Source organism: Rhizobium sp. YS-1r (assembly GCF_000757525.1).
Classification (GTDB): Bacteria; Pseudomonadota; Alphaproteobacteria; order Rhizobiales; family Rhizobiaceae; genus Neorhizobium; species Neorhizobium petrolearium.
Map to the genome: position 1 here is coordinate 99786 of NZ_JPYQ01000022.1, position 20935 is coordinate 120720.

General features: G+C 58.5%; 18 protein-coding genes and 1 pseudogene. 5 read left to right on the plus strand and 14 right to left on the minus strand.

Annotated elements, in window-relative coordinates; translation table 11 throughout:
- Positions 1 to 74: 74 nt before the first annotated feature.
- Positions 75 to 728, plus strand: a complete 654-nt coding sequence (locus JL39_RS15315) for a glutathione S-transferase (RefSeq protein WP_037152117.1) — start codon at positions 75 to 77, stop codon at positions 726 to 728.
- A gap of 33 nt (positions 729 to 761) precedes the next feature.
- Here JL39_RS15315 and minE read toward each other — a convergent pair whose 3' ends face one another.
- The 9 genes from minE to JL39_RS15365 all read right to left on the minus strand — a co-directional run bounded on the left by minE (position 762) and on the right by JL39_RS15365 (position 9212).
- Complete coding sequence (minE, locus tag JL39_RS15320; RefSeq protein ID WP_037152119.1) at positions 762 to 1022, minus strand: cell division topological specificity factor MinE; 261 nt, start codon at positions 1020 to 1022, stop codon at positions 762 to 764.
- On the minus strand, positions 1019 to 1834 hold the full coding sequence (minD, locus tag JL39_RS15325; RefSeq protein ID WP_037152121.1) for a septum site-determining protein MinD: 816 nt from the start codon (positions 1832 to 1834) through the stop codon (positions 1019 to 1021). The genes minE and minD overlap by 4 nt, the downstream gene beginning before the upstream one ends.
- 32 nt (positions 1835 to 1866) lie before the next feature.
- Positions 1867 to 2595, minus strand: a complete 729-nt coding sequence (gene minC, locus JL39_RS15330; RefSeq protein WP_037152124.1) for a septum site-determining protein MinC — start codon at positions 2593 to 2595, stop codon at positions 1867 to 1869.
- A gap of 461 nt (positions 2596 to 3056) precedes the next feature.
- Positions 3057 to 3848, minus strand: coding sequence for a response regulator transcription factor (locus tag JL39_RS30555; protein WP_052182893.1), 792 nt, complete (start codon positions 3846 to 3848; stop codon positions 3057 to 3059).
- A 514-nt stretch (positions 3849 to 4362) separates the two neighbouring features.
- Positions 4363 to 5226 (minus strand): carbohydrate ABC transporter permease, encoded by an 864-nt coding sequence (locus JL39_RS15345; protein WP_037152130.1) that lies wholly within the window; start codon positions 5224 to 5226, stop codon positions 4363 to 4365.
- Entirely contained in the window at positions 5223 to 6143 is a 921-nt protein-coding gene (locus JL39_RS15350; RefSeq protein ID WP_037152132.1) for a sugar ABC transporter permease, read from the minus strand. The genes JL39_RS15345 and JL39_RS15350 overlap by 4 nt, the downstream gene beginning before the upstream one ends.
- 53 nt (positions 6144 to 6196) lie before the next feature.
- Positions 6197 to 7435 (minus strand): extracellular solute-binding protein, encoded by a 1239-nt coding sequence (locus JL39_RS15355; protein WP_037152527.1) that lies wholly within the window; start codon positions 7433 to 7435, stop codon positions 6197 to 6199.
- Positions 7436 to 7478: 43 nt separating this feature from the next.
- On the minus strand, positions 7479 to 8549 hold the full coding sequence (gene ugpC, locus JL39_RS15360; protein WP_037152135.1) for a sn-glycerol-3-phosphate ABC transporter ATP-binding protein UgpC: 1071 nt from the start codon (positions 8547 to 8549) through the stop codon (positions 7479 to 7481).
- Between the two features lie 18 nt (positions 8550 to 8567).
- Entirely contained in the window at positions 8568 to 9212 is a 645-nt protein-coding gene (locus JL39_RS15365) for an HAD-IA family hydrolase (protein WP_037152138.1), read from the minus strand.
- A gap of 625 nt (positions 9213 to 9837) precedes the next feature.
- On the opposite strand from JL39_RS15365, the gene JL39_RS15370 reads away from it, so the two are divergent.
- From JL39_RS15370 to JL39_RS32545, 4 genes and pseudogenes are all read left to right on the plus strand, one after another.
- Positions 9838 to 10767 carry a sugar ABC transporter substrate-binding protein gene (locus JL39_RS15370; RefSeq protein ID WP_037152140.1) on the plus strand — a complete coding sequence of 310 codons (930 nt, stop codon included), beginning with the start codon at positions 9838 to 9840 and terminating at the stop codon, positions 10765 to 10767.
- Positions 10768 to 10834: 67 nt separating this feature from the next.
- The gene (locus JL39_RS15375) at positions 10835 to 12376 is read left to right on the plus strand and encodes a sugar ABC transporter ATP-binding protein (RefSeq protein WP_037152142.1); all 1542 of its coding nucleotides are present in this window, start codon (positions 10835 to 10837) and stop codon (positions 12374 to 12376) included.
- A gap of 22 nt (positions 12377 to 12398) precedes the next feature.
- Complete coding sequence (locus JL39_RS15380; RefSeq protein WP_037152145.1) at positions 12399 to 13427, plus strand: ABC transporter permease; 1029 nt, start codon at positions 12399 to 12401, stop codon at positions 13425 to 13427.
- A 16-nt stretch (positions 13428 to 13443) separates the two neighbouring features.
- Positions 13444 to 14250, plus strand: a pseudogene (locus tag JL39_RS32545) (TIM barrel protein); the annotation flags it as partial.
- An 18-nt stretch (positions 14251 to 14268) separates the two neighbouring features.
- Here JL39_RS32545 and JL39_RS15385 read toward each other — a convergent pair.
- From JL39_RS15385 to iolC, 5 genes are read right to left on the minus strand one after another with little or no spacing between them, the layout of a single operon-like run.
- On the minus strand, positions 14269 to 15390 hold the full coding sequence (locus tag JL39_RS15385; protein WP_037152148.1) for a Gfo/Idh/MocA family oxidoreductase: 1122 nt from the start codon (positions 15388 to 15390) through the stop codon (positions 14269 to 14271).
- A gap of 40 nt (positions 15391 to 15430) precedes the next feature.
- Positions 15431 to 16240, minus strand: a complete 810-nt coding sequence (gene iolB / locus JL39_RS15390; RefSeq protein ID WP_037152152.1) for a 5-deoxy-glucuronate isomerase — start codon at positions 16238 to 16240, stop codon at positions 15431 to 15433.
- The gene (gene iolE, locus JL39_RS15395; protein ID WP_037152155.1) at positions 16237 to 17148 is read right to left on the minus strand and encodes a myo-inosose-2 dehydratase; all 912 of its coding nucleotides are present in this window, start codon (positions 17146 to 17148) and stop codon (positions 16237 to 16239) included. Before iolE ends, iolB begins: the two co-directional genes overlap by 4 nt.
- Position 17149: 1 nt before the next feature.
- On the minus strand, positions 17150 to 18973 hold the full coding sequence (iolD, locus tag JL39_RS15400) for a 3D-(3,5/4)-trihydroxycyclohexane-1,2-dione acylhydrolase (decyclizing) (RefSeq protein WP_037152159.1): 1824 nt from the start codon (positions 18971 to 18973) through the stop codon (positions 17150 to 17152).
- Positions 18970 to 20898 carry a 5-dehydro-2-deoxygluconokinase gene (gene iolC, locus JL39_RS15405; RefSeq protein WP_152601142.1) on the minus strand — a complete coding sequence of 643 codons (1929 nt, stop codon included), beginning with the start codon at positions 20896 to 20898 and terminating at the stop codon, positions 18970 to 18972. The genes iolD and iolC overlap by 4 nt, the downstream gene beginning before the upstream one ends.
- Positions 20899 to 20935 lie beyond the last annotated feature (37 nt).

The following is a 20935-nucleotide window of genomic DNA, read 5'->3' on the forward strand; positions in this document are numbered from 1 at the left end:
TGCTAGTGCAATATGTCTTGCGATGCGAGAAGATTGTCATCGGAACGCAATATGGTTCGACAGGGACAAGACCGATGGCGCAGGCGACACTGACGATCTCCTCGAAGAACTATTCCTCGTGGTCCCTGCGCGGCTGGCTCCTGTGCCGCATGGCAAGGCTCGACTTCAAGGAAGTTCTGGTGGAGTTGGATGAAGATGCCCGGCAGGAACTCCTGCTGCTTTCGCCGTCCGTTCTCGTGCCGCGGCTCACCCGTGGCGATGTGACGGTGTGGGACACATTGGCGATTGCCGAATATCTCAACGAGATCGCCCCGGATGCAGGACTCTGGCCTGCAGACATCGCGGTGCGGGCCCGCTGTCGCGCCGTATCGGGCGAGATGCATTCGGGCTTTTACAATCTCCGCTCGGCCCTGCCCATGAATCTCAAGGCCCGGCACGAGCGTTTCAAGATATTCTCCGGCGCCCGGCCGGATGTCGAGCGCGTGAAGGCAATCTGGACCGAATGCATGGAGGCAAGTGGCGGCCCCTGGCTGTTCGGCGCCGCCCCAACGGTTGCCGACGCGATGTACGCGCCGGTCTGCACTCGCTTTCGCACCTATGCGGTGGAACTGGAGCCGGAACTTGCGGCTTATTCGGAAACCGTTCTGTCCTGGCCGCTGATGGTCGAATGGACCGAAGGCGCTTTGGCTGAGCCCGAAGAGATCATCGAACTGGAAGTGGAGTTCTGACCCGCTGGGCTGCCCGGAACGGATCGCCTCCTCTCAAGCCGCCTGTTGGGCGGCATCCAGTGGGATTTCGACGTCGATCTCCAGGATCGAGACATTTTCGTCGCGATCCATCTTCACCTGTACCTTGTCATTGTCGACCTGCACGTGCTTGGCAATGACGGCGAGGATTTCCTCGCGAAGCACCGACACCAGATCCGAGCCGGACGAAGCGCGTTCGTGGGCGAGAAGCACCTGCAGGCGTTCGCGCGCCATCGGTGCCGACCTCTGCTTGCGGAAGAGACTGAAAATGCTCATGCAGCTTTCCTTCCGAAAATTTTACCGAAGATGCCCCGTTTTTCGCCGGGAATCGTGATCGGCAGCACCTCGCCGGAAAGGCGGCGGGCGGCGTCGAAATAGGCCATGGCCGGCGCACTGCGCGCATCCGCGAGAGTGACCGGTGCGCCGATGTTGGAAGCGCGCAGAACGTCCATGCTTTCCGGAATGATGCCGATGAGCGGGATCGACAGGATTTCCAGGACGTCATCGACCTTGAGCATGTCACCGCGTTCCGCGCGATTGGCGTCGTAGCGGGTGAGCAGCAGGTGCTTTTCCATACGCTCGCCGCGTTCCGCCTTAAGCGTCTTTGCGTCGAGCAGGCCGATGATGCGATCGGAATCGCGTACCGACGAAACCTCCGGATTGGTCACGACAACCGCCATGTCCGCATGGCGCATGGCCAGCGTCGCGCCGCGCTCGATCCCGGCCGGGCTGTCGCAGATAATCCAGTCGAAATAGCGCTTCAGCTCACCCATGACGCGCTCGACGCCTTCGGGTGTGAGGGCGTCCTTGTCGCGCGTCTGCGAGGCAGGTAGCAGAAACAGCGTCTCGAGCCTTTTGTCGCGGATCAATGCCTGCGGCAGCTTGGCCTCGCCCTGGATCACGTTGACCAGATCGTAGACGACCCGCCGCTCAGCTCCCATGACCAGATCGAGGTTGCGCAGGCCGACGTCAAAGTCGACGACGGCGACTTTCTCGCCTCTCTGGGCCAAGGCGGCTCCGAGCGCGGCGCTGGAGGTCGTCTTGCCAACCCCGCCCTTGCCTGACGTGACTACGATGACTTTCCCCATCTTTCTCTCCTGTTTCCCGGCCGGGTTCCGGCTCAGATAAGTGTCTCTGCCATTATAGTGTCGCCTTCGAGCCAAAGCTGGACAGGCTTCCCGCGAAGGCCGGGGGGCATGTCTTCCGCCATCTTGTAGACGCCGTCGATCGCGAGCAGTTCGGCTTCGAGCTTGCGGCAGAAAATGCACGCGGATGCGTTACCGACAGAACCCGCCATCGCCCGGCCGCGCAGGGTGCCGTAGATATGGACCGATCCGCCGGCGATGATCTCCGCCCCCGAAGCGACTGATCCGACGACCGTGACGTCACCTTCCGGAAAGATGACCGATTGGCCCGAACGCACCGGCTCCCGAATGATGATGGACTGCGATGCCGGCCGAACTTCCGCCGCGCCAGGTTTGCTCTGGCTATTGCGCAATTCGATGATCGGCTCCTTGGCTACAGCCTCGTCGGAAACCGGTTTGCCGCCTTTCAATGCAGGAGGCATACCCTGCGCAAGAATCGACGGGCGGGCGCCCTCTATGCCCATGATACTGACATTCCGCTGGGCGAATTCTCCAAGAAGTTCCTTCAGTTGTGTCCTGTCGATCGGCAGATCGGTGACATCGAGCACAACTGGCCGTCCCAGGAAGAAGCCTGCCGAACGCGCGGCCAGATCATCGAGCCGGACCAGCCAATCATCGAAAGGAAGGTCCGGAGAAAGTACGACAGCCAGGAAAGAGCGGCCCTTGATGCGGATCGAGCGAGCGTCTGTTAGCACTTTGGTCATCTACGTAAAGAAATCGTTGACCATGTCTATCGCCGCTATGGTTAACGGATGGTTAATCTCATCCATCCGCGCCGCGATCTGATCGCAATTTTTTAAGAAACTGTCGCTGAAGTTCCGCCCTAGTTCCGCTCTCGGTCCTTTTAATGCCATGACCGCCGTTGCTTCGGGCTATGCTGCAAGCCTGCTCTTGCTGCTTCGTCAAGGTGAACTGGGCACGGAGGGTTTCGTGGCTCACAATCGGGTCCCGAGCCAACGCCTTCTCGAAAGCGGCTTTCTCACACCTCTGGTGAGCGGATGGATCTTCGGAGGCTTTCGGCTCCGGATTTGACGACATCGCACAGATGAATCAAGCGCTACCGCAAGCCATGATGCGAAACTTCGAAGCGCGCATTTCCGTAATCGGCCTGTCCGCACTTTTATTCAGATAGTTCCCGGGGACGGAGCTGAAGCAGTGATTGGATTCAACCCCTGGGCGGCACTGCGGCCATTCTTTTCTGTGTCGATAGGCTGCCCAACAGGTCTGGCGGGATTTCATTGAAAACGTGATCGGAAGCAAGACCCGAGCCTGAAGGACGCATCGTAGATTGTGCAAGCAATGCGGCTTGCGTTCGGTTCGTCGCCCCAAGTTTTCGCATGATTTGCCGGACATGAACCTTCACCGTAGCCTCTTGCATGTTCAGTTCCCGAGCGATGTGCTTGTTCGATTTTCCGAACCGTAAACGTTCAAGCACTTCACGCTGGCGTTGTGTAAGGGTCGCCGAGGTTTCAGATGAGCGATGATGCAGACTGGCGCTGGGGGTCACCGATGCCGAGAGGCTTGCAAGGAACGCTTCAGGAGGGAAATAAGTCCCGCCATGGATGATAAAGCTTAAGGCCCGCTTTACTATATCAAGAGGCAAAGCTGCAGGCAGAAATGCCTGAAAACCTAAGCCTGCAACTACGACAGCGTCATTTGGATCATGCCTATCCGAGATAACGGCATAAGGACCTTTGAACGCTGTTTTTACTGCCATGAGCAGTTCTTGTTGCTTGTGATCGCTTAGTGATGCTCCTCCCATATTGATAATCACCAGGCGAATGAGGTCCCCATAGTCATCATTGAACCTATGAATATCGTCGGGTGCATAAGATATAAGATCAAAAGCTGCGTTGCGCGCCCAAGGCTCGAGTGCGGATAGAAGGCAAGCGCGCCGCATCTCAAGAATGTCAATCAGAACTATTGAGCCCGTCCTTTTTTCTTGCTCCATGTCCATAGTTGGATTCCCCCTGATTTCATTTGTTATCAAAGCTTCCTATTCTGTCAGCCATAAGGAGTAGATTTCTGATTTGCTGGTTAAATTAGATTTTTTAAATTATCTAATATCTAATACACCCTCAAGTGAGCATATGTCAAAGTCACTAGATGGAAAATCAGATTGGTATAATGTAGCTTCCAAACATACATTTCATTGGCCGGAAATATTTCCATTTTTAGTTTAGTATTCGGGAGGCAGGGAAAGGAAATTCTTGATATGCATCAAGGATGGTGGGGTATTTCGGCTATCTCTGGACGAGCGGGCCTGCCGTGTCTTCTGGATGCGAACACGCATGGGATGGCTATTCGCTCTCTTCCTGAGCTTGCATCCCGTGATCAAATTTTCGTGCAAACGTCAGCATTGTGTCTGAGGGCAGTTGGGACATGACCCATCTTTTCGGCTGCAGTACGCGGTAGCCATACCGAAGGGTGCACCGCCTCGACTTTCACCACCGTTCCGGACGAGCCTCGCTCTACTTCACCGCGCCTGCTGTCATGCCGTTGATGAACTGGCGCGACATGATGATGTAGACGATGATGACCGGCGCAGAGGACAGCAGCAGGCCGGCAAATAGCACGCCCCAGTCAGTCGTGTACTCGCCCATGAAAGTCGTAAGCCCCTGAGGAAGCGTTTTGAGGTTGTCCTTCTGGATGAAGATCAAGGGAAAGAAGAAATCGTTCCAGATAGGAACGACGTTCTGAATGCACGAAATGACAAGCGCCGGCCGCACCAGCGGCAGCATGATCGACCACATGATCCTCGGCTCGCTCGCGCCATCCATGCGCGCGGCATCTTCGAGCTCGTTCGGCAACGTGCGGATGAAGCCGGTCATGATGAAGACCGTTGTTGGCAGGCCCATCGCGACGTAGATCAGGATCAATGAGAGCTGCGTGTTCAGGATGCCGAGATCACGCATGAGAATGAACAGCGGGATGATGGCAAGCTTCAACGGCAGCGTCAGTCCGGCCAGGAAGAACATCAGCACGAAGCTTGCGCCCCAGAACCGGTATCTTGCGATCCCATAAGCCGCCATCGTGCCGAGAGCCAAGATGATGACGATCGCCGAGGCCGTCACAATCACCGAATTGAGGAGATATCTCAAGAAGTTGGTTTCGGCCCAGATTTTCGCGATATTGGTGACGTTGGAAAAATCGGGGATCGAAAAGGGCGACTGGAAGATCTGTGCGTTCGTCTTGAACGCTGCAAAGACCATGATGACGATGGGGGCAAGCATGACCACTGTGTTCAGGATCAGGATGATCTGAATGAGACCGTCCCGGCCGAGCGCGGACAGAACGCCCCGCCGGTCGTAATAGCTTTCGGAAGCAGCGCTCATATCTGAATCTCTCTGGCGCGCAGCCTGAACGTGATGAAACCCGCCACAATGGCAATGAAGAGAAAAATGAGGACGGCGAGCGCGCTGCCCGCGCCGAAATCCTGCGCTGCGCCTGACTGGTTGCCGAATGCCGTCCGATAGAAATAGAGCCCGAGCACGTCGGTGGCGCCATGCGGGGAACCGTCGAGGCCTGCCATCACATAGGGCAGTTCGAACCAGTTGAAGCTGCCGACGAAGAGCAGCGTGAAGACGACGGTCGCGCTCGGCGCAACCAGCGGCCAGACGATCTTGCTGATCTTGACCCACTCGCTCTCGGTCTCCATCCGGACCGCATCGAGAATTTCACCTGGAATGCGCTGCATGCCAGCGAGAAAAACCAAGGTCGGAAAGCCCACCATGTGCCAGGCATTGGCAGCGATCAGCGCCCAGAGCGCGGTGGAGTCCTGCCCGAGCCAGGGCTGGGCAAGGCTGCCAAGCCCGACACCGCGAAGCGAGATATTCACCACTCCGAAAAGCGGATGGAGGAAGAGCTTCCACAGGAAGCCGACGATAATGGTCGAGAGCACTACGGGAAGAAAGACGGAGATGCGGTGGAACGCTGCACCCGGCAACTCACGCCAGAGGCAATAGGCAAGCAGGAAGCCGACGCCGTTCTGCAGCACCATCAGCGCGAAGAAGACCAGGACGTTGTGCAGGAAGGCGTTGACCGTCCATTCCATATAAGGCTGCGTGAACAGGACCTTGTAGAAGTTTGCGAAGCCAACAAATTCGCCTCGCGCCAATCCATGCCATTGGAAAAAGGCATAGGCGAAGGCCGAAGCGATAGGATAGACGACAAACAGAGCAACGAAGGCAAGCGGCGGCACGATGAGCGCCGAAATCCATAGCCTGCGCGCCATAAGAGGCGATCCGGGCATCACAACTCTCTTCATGTTAGGAGGGGGCAGCGGTTGCTGCCCCTGCATCTGGATCACTTCTTGAAGGGAGCGTACCAGTTGGCAAGCCCGGTCGTCAGGTTCTTGCCGACCTCTTCCGGGGTCGCCTTGTCGCTCAGCAGTTTCTGGATCTCGCTCTGCAACAGGACGGAACCCGATGGCTCACCGTAACGGAAATGCACCAGCATGATATAAGGAATGGAGTGCTTGTTGAGCTCCGCCACTTCGCCCAGGAGCTCATTCTTGAACGTAACACCCGGCACGGCCGAGATGTTGTTCAAGCCGTCTGCAAACATCTGCCCGAACTCCTGGCTGGCGAGGAAATTCACGAACTTGAGCGCTGCTTCCTTGTTTGCCGTCTTGGCGTTGACGGCATAGCCGCCGTCGAAATACTGCGCGACGAGCTTTTCGTCTTCCGCCTTCAGGCCGGGAGTGGCGAAGATGCCGAGCTTGATATCGGGATTTTGTTTCTTGAGATTCGACAGTTCGTAGGAGCCGCCGACGAACATGCCCGCCATGCCCGAAGAAAAGAGCTGCTGCGCGGAGGCATAATCGAGGCCGATGAAGCCGTCGGGGAAATATTTGCTGATTTCCTTGAGCTTGGTAAGCGCCTCGACATAGCGCTTGTCGGTGAAGTCGGCCTTGCCGCTCATCAGATCGTCATAGAAGGCGCGGCCCATGATCGTGGAGGCGATGCCGCCAACGACCACTTCATTCTGCCAGGCAGTCGCTGTTCCGTTTGCGAACGGCATGACGCCCGCCGCTTTCAGCTTTTCCGATGCCTGGACAAGTTCGTCCCAGGTCTGCGGCTCGCTGATGCCGTTCTTTTCGAAGACATCCTTGTTGTAGATGACCAGCATGGTCTGGCTCGCGAAGGGCACGGCATAGGTCGTCTTGTCTGAACGCATGCTCTCGGCAGCGAGTGCAGCCGGTGCGAAATTCGCTAAAGCAGGCACGTTGTCCTTGTCGAGGGGTAGCAGGTAACCACCACTGGCGACCGTCTCAAGGCCGCCATACGCGCGGGCGAACATCACGTCTGGACCCGACCCGCCGGCGAGCGCCGTCGACAGGATGGTGTTGTAATTGGTCGCCTCGAAAGCCTCGAATTTGACGGTGATGCCCGGGTTCTTCGCTTCGAATGCGTCGATGAACTTTTCGTATTGCGCCTTGTCTTCCTGGCGCCAGCTCCAGAACGTCAATTCCTGCGCGACCGCCGGCAGAGCCGTCGCCAAAGCTCCCAGCGCGGCTATCGTGCTCAAAACTAGCTTTTTCATCTGGTTCCTTCCTCTTTGATATTTATAGGAGACGAACATGGTTTCAGGCCGCCAACCTCTCCCCCGTTGTCCGGCTGAAATAGTGCACCGCTTCCGGAGCGACGCTCACCACGACAGGCGCGTCGGGCTTGAGAGCTGTCCCGTCGGAGGACCGGACGCTGACAAGCGTGCCGTCGCCGAGCCTCACATACACATAGGTATTGTCGCCCAGGTATTCGGTGTAGACGACGTTGCCCCGGAAACCGCTGGTCGCCTCGCCGGTAGAAACCGTGAGCGCGTCAGGCCGAACGCCGATGACCAGGTCCCGCTCATCCGAGGGCGGAAGCCTGTCGAGCGTAACGGAGCCCGATCCGGCAAGTCCGAGGTTGTTACCGCTCCGCTCGACGTTGAGGAGCGCCATGCGCGGTGAGCCGATAAAAGTTGCAACGAATGTGTTCGCAGGTCTTTCGTAGAGTTCCCGCGGGCTGCCGAACTGTTCCACCTTGCCGTTGTTCATGACGACGATACGGTCGGCCAGCGTCATGGCTTCGACTTGATCATGGGTGACGTAGATCGTCGTGCCGCCGATCTCCCGGTGAAGCCTGGCGATTTCAAGCCGCACATCGGAGCGGAGCGCTGCGTCCAGGTTGGATAGCGGCTCGTCCAGCAGCAAGACCTTTGGCTTTCTGACCAGAGCACGCCCAATCGCGACGCGCTGGCGCTGCCCGCCGGAGAGTTCCCGCGGCTTGCGCTTGAGTAGCGGGTCGAGCCGTAGCATTTTGGACGCTTCATCGATGCGACGATCGATCTCGATCTTGTTCAGCCCCATCAGGCGCGCGCCGAAAGCCATGTTCTCATAGACATCCATATGCGGATAGAGCGCGTAGGACTGGAAGACCATGGCAATGCCGCGCCTGGACGGCGCCACCTCGTTCATGCGCCTGTCATCGACGCGGAACTCGCCTGCGCTGATCGAGTCGAGACCGGCAATCAGCCTGAGCAGCGTCGACTTTCCACACCCCGACGGCCCGACGAAAACGATGAATTCCTTGTCGGCGATTTCGAGATCGATGCCGTGCAGCACATTGATAGCGTTGAAATTTTTTCTGATGCCATTGAGGGTCATCCGTGCCATGGCGGGACTCCGTCCTTTTCAGTTCAGGGGCTTATCGGCGGCAAGCGCCTCAAGCATTCTCGCCGTTTCAACCGGATCACGATGCACGATGCAATGTTGCCATCCGATCTTCCGTGCTGCGATGATATTTTCTTCAATGTCATCGACATAGATGACTTCCTTGTCGGAGCATCGCTCGGTTCGTGACACTTCCTGAAAAATCATGTGGTCAGGCTTCTCCAGGCCCATTTCATGTGAAAGGTATTCATGGTCGAAATAGCCGCGGCCCAGAAGATTCTCGCTGATGTAGCGCCAGTGAATGGCCTGATTGTTGCTCAGGCACACGACCCGATGGTGCCGTCGCAGCCGCCGGACAAAGTCTATGAATTCCCCGTATCCCTCGGCAACGTATGCATGTTCGGCTTCGTAAATCCGATCTGAGGACACTGCGAACATGTCGGCGAGCTTGCGCACGTAATCGGGTTCCGTTGATCGCCCCAATCGGAAATCCCGGAAGATTGCCTCCGGAGCATCGCTATAGCGGAATGAGAGATCGGTGTCCCCGGCCTGCAATATGGCCCGGTCACGTGAAGCCGGATCAAGCTTCACGAAAACGCCGCCGATATCAAAGATGAAGAGCTTATCTCGTTTCTCCATGATCCGGTTCCGGCGCTTGTCCCTCATATTGGCAGGCACAACCTATTAGATAATTCCGTTCTGTCAATTAAGATTGGAATTTTTTATTCGTCCCAAATATTTTCAACAGCCTAGCGAAATGAGTTTGCCGGATTGCAGCGGATACCCAGCCGATAAAACACCGAAGCCGGAAGCAAGGCGTGGTCATGAAGCGTGTCTTCGCCATAGCCGGCCATTTGTTTGCATTCGCAAATGCAAAAACAGGCTTGGAAAGACAATTCTCGGCGATTGTTTCGGAAACGCAGCCTCGAAGATGTCGCATGGAATATATAATTCCAAATTATAAACGAATTAGGAATTTTATATCGGCCACGTTCCGTGGATGCGAGGCAATGGGATGGTGGTTCGGTTCGGGGTATCGAAAAAGGGCATCGCGCATGCGCAGATTGGTCCTTTTGCCGTCCCGCTATGGCGATCGTCAGCAATCGATTTCCAACTGTCATCATTGACTAGCTGACGGAAAAATGGAATAAATCATCTGCATTTCTAAAGTAACGGTTCATTTATTCCGTTTTGCTGCCGCGTCGGGAGCGTGGCATGCGGATATGTAACCGGCCGGGAGGGCTGGTTTCCGGATGGACGGGTGCCCGGACACCCCAGAGGAGGACATCACATGAAAAAGCTTTTCCTGAGCGCTGCTCTGTCGGTTTTGCTGAACACGGCGGCTCATGCTGAAACCATTGGTGTTTCGATGGCGCTGTTCGACGATAACTTCCTGACTGTTCTGCGCAGTGGCATGCAGGACTATGCGAAGACGCTCGACGGTGTGACACTTCAGGTCGAAGATGCGCAGAACGATGTCGCCAAGCAGCAGAGCCAGATCCAGAACTTCATCGCCGCCGGAGTTGATGCGATTATCGTCAACCCGGTTGATACCGATGCCACCACGGCCATGTCCAAGATTGCTTCGGATGCGGGCATTCCGCTGGTCTACGTGAACCGCGAACCGGTGAATGTGGATAGTCTGCCTGACAAGCAGGCTTTCGTTGCATCCGAGGAAATTGTCGCTGGCACGCTTGAAACCAAGGAAGTATGTCGGCTGCTGGGCGGCAAGGGTAATGTCGTCATCATGATGGGCGAGCTTTCCAACCAGGGCGCCCGTATGCGCACCAAGGCGGTGCATGACGTCGTCGCTGCTGATGAATGCAAAGGCATGAAAGTCGTTGAGGAGCAGACCGCCAACTGGCAACGCACGCAAGGTGCTGATCTTGTCACCAATTGGCTCTCCAGTGGAATCGAATTTGACGCCGTGATCTCCAACAATGACGAGATGGCGATTGGCGCGATCCAGGCGTTGAGGGCCGCCGGCAAGGACATGAAGGACGTCGTCGTCGCAGGTGTCGACGCCACCCAGGACGCGCTTGCCGCCATGCAGGCGGGTGACCTGGATGCGACCGTCTTTCAGGATGCCGCGGGCCAGGGCAAGGGTGCGCTGGATGCTGCGCTGAAACTTGCCAAAGGGGAGCAGGTTGACAAGAAGGTCTACATCCCCTTCCAGCTCGTCACGCCCGCAAACGTCAAGGATTTCGTCGCCAAGAACTGATCCGTTCTGCATGGGCTGCGCTTCGACGTGGCCCATGCTTCGCTTTTTGCGAGAGGAGGAGACGAAAATGGCCGTCAGCCCTGCAACCATGGCCGCCATACGCAAGAGCGGTGCGATCCCGAACGCGGAGTTCCTGCTGGTGGCAGAGGGTATCCGCAAGGAATTCCCGGGTGTCGTCGCGCTCGACGACGTCTCTTTTCGCCTCAAACGTGGCAGTGTCCATGCGCTGATGGGCGAGAACGGCGCGGGTAAATCGACGCTGATGAAAATACTTGCAGGGATCTACAAGCCAGACCAGGGGCGCGTGCAGCTCAAGGGGGTCGATATCCGCCTGGATTCCCCTCTCGACGCGCTGGAAAACGGAATTGCCATGATCCATCAGGAACTGAATCTGATGGCTCATATGACGGTGGCGGAAAACATCTGGATCCGTCGGGAGCCGTTGAACCGGTTCGGTCTGATCGATCATGGCGAGATGAGCCGCAGGACGGAGGAGCTGTTCCACCGTCTCAACATAGCAATCGATCCTGAGACCCCGGTCAAGGAACTCTCCGTCGCCAACCGTCAGATGGTCGAGATCGCCAAGGCGGTTTCCTATGAATCCGACGTCCTGATCATGGACGAGCCGACCTCGGCGCTGACCGAGCGAGAGGTCAGCCACCTCTTCCAGATCATCCGCAGTCTTCGCGACCAAGGTATCGGCATCGTCTACATCACTCACAAGATGAACGAACTCTTTGAGATCGCGGACGAGTTTTCGGTTTTCCGGGACGGAAAATATATCGGCACCCACTCCTCCAAGGACGTCACTCGCGACGACATCATCCGGATGATGGTCGGCCGCGAGATCACGCAGATGTTTCCGAAGGAGGACGTACCGCTCGGCGAGATCATCCTTTCGGTCAAAGGCCTGACGCTCGGAAGCACGTTCCGCGATGTGTCATTTGACGTGCGCGCCGGCGAAATCCTGGGCGTTGCGGGTCTGGTCGGTTCGGGGCGTTCCAACGTCGCGGAGACTTTATTCGGTGTCACGCCCGCGACATCGGGCACGATCTCGATCGACGGCAAGGAAGTCGCAATCGACAATCCGACCATGGCCATCCGTCATCGCATGGCTTTCCTGACAGAAGACCGGAAGGACACCGGCTGTTTGCTGATTCTCGATGTTCTCGAGAACATGCAGATCGCCGTCCTGCAGGACAAGTTCGTGAGTAATGGCTTCGTTCATGAAACGGATGTTGCGGCGGCATGTGAGGATATGTGTCGCAAGCTGAGGGTGAAGACGCCGAGCCTACAGGAGAGGATCGAGAATCTCTCCGGCGGCAATCAGCAGAAGGTCCTGATCGGGCGCTGGCTGCTGACCAATCCACGCATACTGATCCTTGACGAACCAACGCGCGGCATTGATGTCGGCGCCAAAGCCGAGATTCACCGTCTCGTCACGGAAATGGCGAAACAAGGCGTCGCCGTCATCATGATCTCCTCGGAGATGCCGGAAATCCTCGGAATGAGCGACCGGATCATGGTCATGCACGAAGGTCGCGTTACCGGATTTCTGACCCGGGAGGAAGCAACACAGGTCAAAGTCATGGAACTCGCCTCACACTAGAGGCGGCTTCAGGGAGGAAGAAATGAGCAGCGAAAGCCTTGTCAAACCTGACCTGAAGGTCAAGATCGGCCAACGCCGTAGGCGGATGCCGCCGGAGGCGAACATCTTCCTCGTGTTGATCGGCATAGCCTTGGTCTACGAACTGCTCGGCTGGATCTTCGTCGGGCAGAGCTTCCTGCTCAACCAGCAGCGCCTGACAATCATGATCCTGCAGGTATCGGTGATCGGGATCATTGCGGTGGGGGTGACCCAGGTCATCATCACCGGTGGGATCGATCTCTCGTCCGGATCGGTCGTCGGCTTGACGGCCATGTTGTCAGCCAGCTTCGCCCAGTCCTCTACCTGGCCGCGCGCACTCTACCCGAGCTTGACGGACCTGCCGTTCTTCATTCCGATCGGGGTCGGCATTCTGGCGGGACTTCTGGCCGGCTACATCAATGGACAGCTGATCGCCAAGACAAAAATTCCGCCCTTCATCGCCACGCTTGGCATGATGGTGACCGCCCGCGGCATTTCGAAGTGGTACACCAAAGGCCAGCCGGTCTCTGGTCTCACCGAGCAGTTCACTTTCGTCGGAACAAGCATATGGCCGGTCGTGGTCTTCCTCCTGGTCGCGACCATCTTCCACGTGGCGCTGCGATATACTCGCTACGGCAAGTTTACTTACGCTATCGGTGCGAATGTCCAGGCGGCGCGGGTATCGGGCATCGATGTGGAACGGCATCTCGTCAAGGTCTATGCAATTGCCGGCATGCTTGCCGGACTTGCCGGTGTGGTGACTGCTGCCCGTGCGCAAACGGCGCAGGCCGGCATGGGTGTAATGTATGAGCTCGATGCCATCGCTGCGGCGGTCATCGGCGGCACTTCGCTCGCCGGCGGTGCAGGACGGATCACCGGCACGGTCATCGGCACCATTATCCTTGGCGTCATGACCTCCGGCTTCACCTTCCTGAGAGTCGATGCGTATTATCAGGAGATCGTCAAAGGCATGATCATCGTGGCCGCGGTCGTAACGGACGTCTATCGCCAGAAGAAACGCGCACAGCGCTGAACAAGGAACATCTGTCATGGCGATCGCCTTCGGCCTCAATCATATGGCGGCTCCCCGCCTGCCGCTCGGCTCATTTTTCGATCTTGCAAAGAGGCTGGGCATTAGCGCCGTCGAAATCCGCAACGACCTTCCCGGTCGGGCAATCCTCGATGGCACGCCTCCTGCAGACGTCAAAGCGACCGCCGAGGAGCGGAACCTCTCCATTCTTTCGATCAATGCATTGCAGCGCTTCAACAAGTGGAATGGCGAGCGAGAGGCTGAAACGCGCGCCCTTGCTTGCTATGCCGAGGCTTGCGGTGCGAAGGCGCTTGTCCTCGTTCCCGTCAATGATGGCCATAGCCATGCCGGCAAGGACAGGCTCGGCGACCTGAGAATCGCACTGAGGCAATTGCGGCCGCTGCTCGACGATGCGGGCCTCATTGGGCTTGTCGAGCCCCTGGGTTTTGTCGGTTGTTCGCTGCGTTCGAAGAGGGAAGCGGCTGACACAATCGGAGAACTTGGTTTCGAGAGGACCTTCCGGCTGGTTCACGATACCTTTCACCATATGCTCGCGGGAGAAGCGGATTTCTTTCCGCAGCTGACCGGCCTGGTGCATATTTCAGGCGTGATCGATAGGAAGAGGCCGGTCGGCGGTTTGCGCGACTCCCACCGAGTGCTGGTGGATGCAGGCGATCGTCTCGATAACCTTGGCCAGATTCGCACGCTGCTCCATGGTGGCTATGAAGGATCATTCTCCTTTGAGCCCTTTGCCGAAGAGGTGCATCAACTCGACGATCCGGCTGCAGCATTGAGGGCCAGCATGGATTTCATGTCTTTGCATCTCCAATCCCCCAGGGAGCGCCTAGCTTTCCAGGAGGCTGACCCAGCGGCGCTCCGTGAAGGAACGGGCCATGGCGTGGATGCTGCGCTCGATCCTCAAGCCGTCGTCAAAATGGATCAGATGCGCTCTTTCACCCCGGATCGCCGATAACAATTCCCGGCATTCGATGATCTTCAGGTCGTTGAAGCCAAGGCCGTGGCCGGGTGCGGGGATGAAGCGATCATAAGGCGCATGGATCGGAGCAGCCAAAATCCTGCGGAACCCTTGTTCCGCCTTTTCGCCGGCATTCTGGTAGAGTTCGATCTCGTTCATCCGCTCCTGATCGAAGAGGATCGAACCTGTAGAACCGAAGATCTGCAAGGCGATGCGGCCTTTTCGGCCCCAGGCGGAGCGGTTGGCCATGAGCACGCTGGAGATGCCGCATTCGAGCCGCAGCAGCACGCTCGCGATATCGTGGTTCTCGACCGCGCGAGATCCGCCACTAGCAAGCGGCCGTTCGGCATAGGGTTTTACCATGTCGGCGATGACCGTCTCCACGTGACCGAACAGGATGAAGAGCAGTGACAAGGGGTGCACGGCGAAATCGTCGAGCGCGCCGTAACCGGAGCTTGCCTCACTCTTCCAATAGAAGAGGGACTGTGGATCGGCCATGAAATCCTCATCCATCTCGACGCGGACGTGATTGACGGCGCCGATCGAGCCTCCGTCGATCAGTGCCTTGATTTGGCGGATCATCGGGTTCTGGATATAGTTGTAGCCCATCGCGGCGACCTTGCCGGATCGCGCGGCCGCCGCCTGCATGCGTTCCGCATCGGCAAGCAGTGGCGCCATCGGCTTCTCGCACCAGACATGCTTCCCGGCTTCGAGCGCGGCGATCGCCATTTCCGCGTGAAAGGCGTTCGGCGTGGTGACCGAGACGACGTCGACATCCGCATTGTTGATAAGGTCACGCCGGTTACCCGTCGAAGTGGCGAAGCCCAGTTCGGCGGCCTTGCGGGCGGCGAGGTCGGCATTCACTTCAGCGAGCGCCACCAGCCTCGGCCGCTCCACGTCGCCGAATACGCCGGCAACCGAATTCCACGCCAGCGCGTGGCATTTGCCCATATAGCCGGTGCCGATCAGGCCGACGCCCAAATCTGTCATTTCATCCTCCCGAACGGCATGCGGATGTCGAGACGGCGCGTCACGGATTGTCGCGCTGGAAAATCCAGTCGTGGTCCGGATGATTCTTGAACCGCCATTTGCGGATCGGACCGGCCATGACGTTGAGGTAATACATCTCGTAACCATAGGGTGCGCCGCAGGGATGGTGACCCTTCGGCACCAGAACCAGGTCGCCGTCCGAGACGGCCATGGTCTCGTCGAGCGAGCCATCCTCCGTAAAGACGCGCTGGAAGCCAAAACCCTTCGACGGATTGAGCCGATGATAATAGGTCTCTTCCAGATAGGTCATGTCGGGGAGCTTGTTCTCGTCATGCCGATGCGGAGGATAGGAGGACCAGTTTCCGGAAGGCGTAAAGACCTCCGTCACGAGCAGGCTATCGGCCACGTCGCGCTCCTCCATCGCGATCGGATAGATGTAGCGCGTATTGGCATCCTTGCCGCGTGTGTTGAGCCCTAGGCCTTCGGGACCGATCGCCATTGCCTCGCGGCCGGGTTTTCCCGGTGCGGTACAGACAGCCAGTTCGCAGTCGGTGGTGGCGCAGGCGCTCCACTCGGAATCCGCGGGAATGTAGACGCAATGCGGCGGCTTACGTTCGAACACGTTCATCCGGTCGCCGAGTTCTCCGAAATTTTTGCCCCCGCCGCTGATCTCAGCCTTGCCTTCGACAAGCACAAGGATGGCTTCCTTGTCTTCGGTCTTCTCCGCGGCGGTCTCGCCGGGTTTCAGTTTATAAAGCCCGAAACCGACATATCCCCAGCCCGCATCCTTGGGCGTCACGTCATGGACTTTGCCGGATATACCTTTCGGCTTTCGAAGCAGGTTTGTCATGCAGCCGCCTCCGCCTTGTCCAGCCCGGCAGCCTTCGCCATCGCCTTCAGCGAGGAGAGCCCCAAGCTCTGGTATTCAAACGGATTGCGCACATCCGGGTCCTGTTCGGCTTCGATGACGAGCCAGCCTTGATAATTGTGTTCGGCGGCAATCTCCAGCACGGGCGGGAAATCCACGCCGCCTTGCCTGTCGCCGGGAACCGTGAAGACACCACGCCGCACGCCTTCAAGGAAGGAGAGGTTCCCCTCCCGAACCTGGCGGGCGATTTCCGGCCGCACGTTCTTCGCATGGATATGACCGACGCGCCCCATGTACTTCTTTGCGACGCGCTCCGGATCACCGCCGCCGAACAGGCAATGGCCGGTGTCGAGCAGGAGCTTGGTATGCGGGCCGGTATTCTCCATCAGCTTGTCGATTTCGTCTTCGCTTTCAACGATCGTTCCCATGTGATGGTGGTAAACCAGCGTAATTGCCTGGCTTGCCGCATATTCGGCCAGCGTCTCGACACCCGCACCAAAGAATTTCCACTGATCCTCGGCGAGTTTCGGCCGGTTGTTCAACGCTTTGCTGTCGTCGCCGTGGATAGCGTTCGAGGTTTCGCAAACGATGATCACCTTCGAGCCCATCGCTTTGAGGAGATCGAGCGCCGGTTGCATGGCAGCCTTTTCTTCGTCGACCGAATTCGTGAGCAGGTTCAGCGAATGCCAGCCGGATACATAACGCAGCCCGTGCGGTTCCAGTGCGGCTTTCAAAGCTTGCGGCTCCTGCGGGAACTTGTGTCCCTTCTCGATGCCGTCGAAGCCGATTTCAGACGCTTCGTCCAGGCATTGGTCGAGGCTGATATGGGCGCCGAGCGAACGGTCGTCGTCGTTCGACCATGCGATGGGATTGGTGCCGTAGAGAAGCATGCTAACGTCTTTCCTTCAGCGCCGTTTCGTAGCGGAGGCGGGCCTCGTTGACTTGGCTGCGGGGCGAAACCTCGGGGACTGCGACATCCCACCAGAAGCCACCGACATCCGGTGCGGGATAGGGATCGGTGTCGATAACGATCACGGTCGCTTTTTCGGCATCGCGCGCCGCCTTCAGCTCGGTCTCCAGCTCCGCAATGGATGCGACCTTGACCGCCCGCGCTCCCATGGAAGCGGCGTGCGCGGCGAAATCGATCTGCATTGCGGTGGTCTGGCTGGTGTGTTCGTAGAGATTGTTGAACTCGGCGCCGCCTGTCGCCATCTGCAGCCGGTTGATGCAGCCGTAACCGCGATTGTCGGTGATAACCACGGTGATCTTGACGCCCATGGCGACGGCGGTCGCGAGCTCCGAGTTCATCATCATGTACGAGCCGTCGCCGACCATGACGATCACGTCGCGATTCGGTTCGGCCATCTTGATGCCAAGCCCGCCGGCAATCTCGTATCCCATGCAGGAAAAGCCGTATTCCATGTGATACGAGAGGGGCCGCCCGGCCTTCCAGAGCTGATGCAATTCTCCCGGCATCGTGCCGGCGGCGCACATGACGACGGTATTGTCGACCGCCGCACGCTGGACTGCGCCGATCACCTGCATGTCCGTCGGCAAGGTGTTCGCATCCTCAGGCGCGGCAGTGACCCGATCGGCGCCGGCAAACCAGTCCTGCTTCAGAGTGACGGGGAGTTCGTTGAAGCGCTGATTGCCCAAGGCCTCGCTCAGAAGCGAGAGCCCCACCTTTGCATCGCAGACAACCGGGATAGCATCGTGCTTGGTGCTGTCATAGGGTTGAACGTTGAGCGCCAGGATGCGGCGTTCGGGATTGCGGAAGAGGGCCCACGAACCCGTCGTGAAATCCTGGAAACGCGTGCCGACGCCGATGACGAGGTCTGCGTCCGTGCAGACGGCGTTGGCGCTCGATGCGCCGGTCACGCCTACCGGGCCGAAATTGGCGTCGTGATCCCAGGGCAAAGCTGATTTGCCGGCCTGGGTCTCGACCACGGGAATGCGATGGCGCTCGGCAAACGCCTTCAATTCTTCTGTCGCACCCGAAAAGTGTACGCCTCCTCCTGCGACGATGACCGGCTTCCTGGCCGCCTTGATAGCTTCCACGGCGCGCCACAACTCATGTTCGTCGGGGCGGGGTCTCCGTCGATACCAGATCTTCTTCCCGAAGAAGCTTTCCGGATAATCATAGGCCTCGGCCTGGACGTCCTGGCAGAATGCAAGCGTCACGGGGCCGCACTCGGCAGGATCGGTCATGATCCGCATGGCGCGTGGCAATGCCGTCAACAGGTGCTCCGGGCGCATGATGCGGTCGAAATAACGGCTCACCGGACGGAAGCAGTCATTCACCGTGACGATGCCGTCACCGAAATCCTCGATCTGCTGCAGGACGGGATCGGGACCCCGGTTGGCAAAGACGTCACCCGGGATGAAAAGAACCGGGAGACGGTTGACGTGAGCAAGCGCGGCCGCAGTCACCATATTGGTGGCTCCAGGGCCGATGGATGACGTCACCGCCATGGCGCGCCTGCGCCGCAACTGCTTGGAATAGGCGATGGCGGCATGAGCCATCGACTGCTCGTTCTGGCCGCGATAGGTCGTCAATTTGTCCTTGACTCCCGCAAGCGCCTCTCCCATCCCGGCGACATTGCCATGACCGAAGATCGCCCATATCCCGGCGATGAAAGATTCACCCTCCTCGGTCATTTGACTGGCGAGATAACGCACCATCGCTTGCGCGGCCGTGAGCCTTACCGTTTTCATGCCACTTTCTCCTCGCGGCTGTCCTCGCGCGCACGGTCCCAGATCGCGCATAACTCGCGATATCTGGTTGCCATGTCGGCGATAGCCGTTTCGTCTGTGATCTCCCGGGCAAGCCACTTCCGCGCACAATCGCCGAAGATTGTGCGCCCGACTGCGAACCCCTTGACGAGATCGAAACGGGCGGCGGTGCGAAAGCTCTCACTCAGCTCCTCAATGGGTGCATCCAATCCGAGCACCACGATGCCTCGGGTATAAGGATTGTGTTTGACGATCGCGTCGCAGGCTTTCGACCAGGATGCTGCTGTTTTCATCGGCTCCAGTTTCCACCAGTCCGGATAGACCCCGATCTCGTAGAAACGCTCGATCACCGCGGCGACGGTGCCCTCATCCATTGGCCCGACTTTTGAAGGGATCACCTCCAGCAGGAACTCCAGCCGGTTCCTTCGGGTGGCCGCAAACAGACGTGAGACCACTTCCTCCTGCTGCCGCTTCATCTGCGCGTCGTCGTCGGGATGATAGAAACACAGCACCTTGGCAACGTTGTTGATAGGCCATTCCGACAGGCCGCCAAGATCCGGTCCGAGCTCCGGCTCCAGAACGAGGGGACGGGAGCCCGGCAACTCCACCGGACGTCCGATCCATAGGCCGGTTCCAGTCGCCTTGTAGAGCGTCTCGCGCCCCAGACGGCTGTCGCAGAGGATACCGTAGCCGGGGCGTCCCGCCGCGACATCGAGCGCGGCTCTCAGGCAAAGACTCTTAAAGGCATCGATCTTCGCTGGATCGGCTCCGGCCTCTTTCGCGATCGCTTCGATCTGCATGCGATGATCGAACGCAAAGACCCGCATTTCCGGCCAGTCACCGTCGCGGTTCGTGGACCAGTGGACCTGTTCAAGTGCCTCATCCTTACGGAGCGCCTTGTTGCGAATGCCGGTGCGGAAGAAATATTGGAGCTCCTCCCAGCTCGGATAGGCGGGAGTGCAGCCGTGCCGCGAAACGGCGAAGGCGCCGCAGGCGTTTGCATATTTCAGGCTGGTCAGCCAGTCTTCTCCGCTCAGCCAGCCTTTGAGGAGGCCGGACATGAAGCCGTCACCGGCTCCGAGCACATTGAAGACCTCGACCGAAAAACCCTGGCCGGTCTGGCCGTTGTCGAGAGAATCCGGAATCTCGCCGTCAAAGACCGCTGCTCCCATGGGGCCGCGCTTGCAGACCAGTGTCGCCTTCGAAACTTTCCTGACGGTTCGAAGCGCTTCCAGCGTGTCAGTTGAGCCGCCGGCGATATGGAACTCTTCTTCGGTGCCGACAATGAGATCGAACAAGGAGAGGGTAGACTGCAGCTTTGCAGTCACGCGCCGGGACTCGATGAAGCGGCTTTCGCCCGCGTCATGGCCGGCGAGTCCCCACAGATTCGGCCGGTAATCAATGTCAAGCGCAGTGCGGGCGCCGTTCTCCCGGGCCAGTTTCAGTGCCTTGAAAACGGCCGCCTCCGTGCGAGGGTGTGACAGATGCGTGCCCGTGGCGCAGACACAGCGAGCTTCCGCGATGAAGGCCGGGTCGATATCGTCCTCGCAAATGGCCATATCGGCACAGTTCTCGCGATAGAAGATCAGCGGGAACTGTTCCTGATCGCGAATGCCGAGCAGGACCAGCGCCGTCAGCCGCTCGGGATCGGTTCTGACGCCACGGACGTCGACGCCTTCGCGTTCGAGCTGCTCGCGGATGAAGCGGCCCATATGCTCGTCGCCGACGCGGGTGATAAGCGCCGATTTCAGGCCGAGGCGGGCAGTCCCGGCGGCGATGTTGGTCGGTGATCCGCCGATATATTTGTTGAAGGAGGCCATATCCTCCAGCCGCCCGCCGACCTGTACTCCGTACAAATCGACGGATGATCGGCCGATCGTGATCAGATCGAGTGACACAAGCCGGATCCTCCCTGCAGCTTGGAGCTAGCCTACGGCCCGCTAC

Excerpts from the sequence above, each read along its gene's own strand:
- JL39_RS15315 (WP_037152117.1), top strand. The coding sequence starts at position 75 with ATGGCGCAGGCGACACTGACGATCTCCTCGAAGAACTATTCCTCGTGG.
- minE (WP_037152119.1), bottom strand. The coding sequence starts at position 1,022 with ATGAGCATTTTCAGTCTCTTCCGCAAGCAGAGGTCGGCACCGATGGCG.
- minD (WP_037152121.1), bottom strand. The coding sequence starts at position 1,834 with ATGGGGAAAGTCATCGTAGTCACGTCAGGCAAGGGCGGGGTTGGCAAG.
- minC (WP_037152124.1), bottom strand. The coding sequence starts at position 2,595 with ATGACCAAAGTGCTAACAGACGCTCGCTCGATCCGCATCAAGGGCCGC.
- JL39_RS30555 (WP_052182893.1), bottom strand. The coding sequence starts at position 3,848 with ATGGACATGGAGCAAGAAAAAAGGACGGGCTCAATAGTTCTGATTGAC.
- JL39_RS15345 (WP_037152130.1), bottom strand. The coding sequence starts at position 5,226 with ATGAGCGCTGCTTCCGAAAGCTATTACGACCGGCGGGGCGTTCTGTCC.
- JL39_RS15350 (WP_037152132.1), bottom strand. The coding sequence starts at position 6,143 with ATGCCCGGATCGCCTCTTATGGCGCGCAGGCTATGGATTTCGGCGCTC.
- JL39_RS15355 (WP_037152527.1), bottom strand. The coding sequence starts at position 7,435 with ATGAAAAAGCTAGTTTTGAGCACGATAGCCGCGCTGGGAGCTTTGGCG.
- ugpC (WP_037152135.1), bottom strand. The coding sequence starts at position 8,549 with ATGGCACGGATGACCCTCAATGGCATCAGAAAAAATTTCAACGCTATC.
- JL39_RS15365 (WP_037152138.1), bottom strand. The coding sequence starts at position 9,212 with ATGAGGGACAAGCGCCGGAACCGGATCATGGAGAAACGAGATAAGCTC.
- JL39_RS15370 (WP_037152140.1), top strand. The coding sequence starts at position 9,838 with ATGAAAAAGCTTTTCCTGAGCGCTGCTCTGTCGGTTTTGCTGAACACG.
- JL39_RS15375 (WP_037152142.1), top strand. The coding sequence starts at position 10,835 with ATGGCCGTCAGCCCTGCAACCATGGCCGCCATACGCAAGAGCGGTGCG.
- JL39_RS15380 (WP_037152145.1), top strand. The coding sequence starts at position 12,399 with ATGAGCAGCGAAAGCCTTGTCAAACCTGACCTGAAGGTCAAGATCGGC.
- JL39_RS15385 (WP_037152148.1), bottom strand. The coding sequence starts at position 15,390 with ATGACAGATTTGGGCGTCGGCCTGATCGGCACCGGCTATATGGGCAAA.
- iolB (WP_037152152.1), bottom strand. The coding sequence starts at position 16,240 with ATGACAAACCTGCTTCGAAAGCCGAAAGGTATATCCGGCAAAGTCCAT.
- iolE (WP_037152155.1), bottom strand. The coding sequence starts at position 17,148 with ATGCTTCTCTACGGCACCAATCCCATCGCATGGTCGAACGACGACGAC.
- iolD (WP_037152159.1), bottom strand. The coding sequence starts at position 18,973 with ATGAAAACGGTAAGGCTCACGGCCGCGCAAGCGATGGTGCGTTATCTC.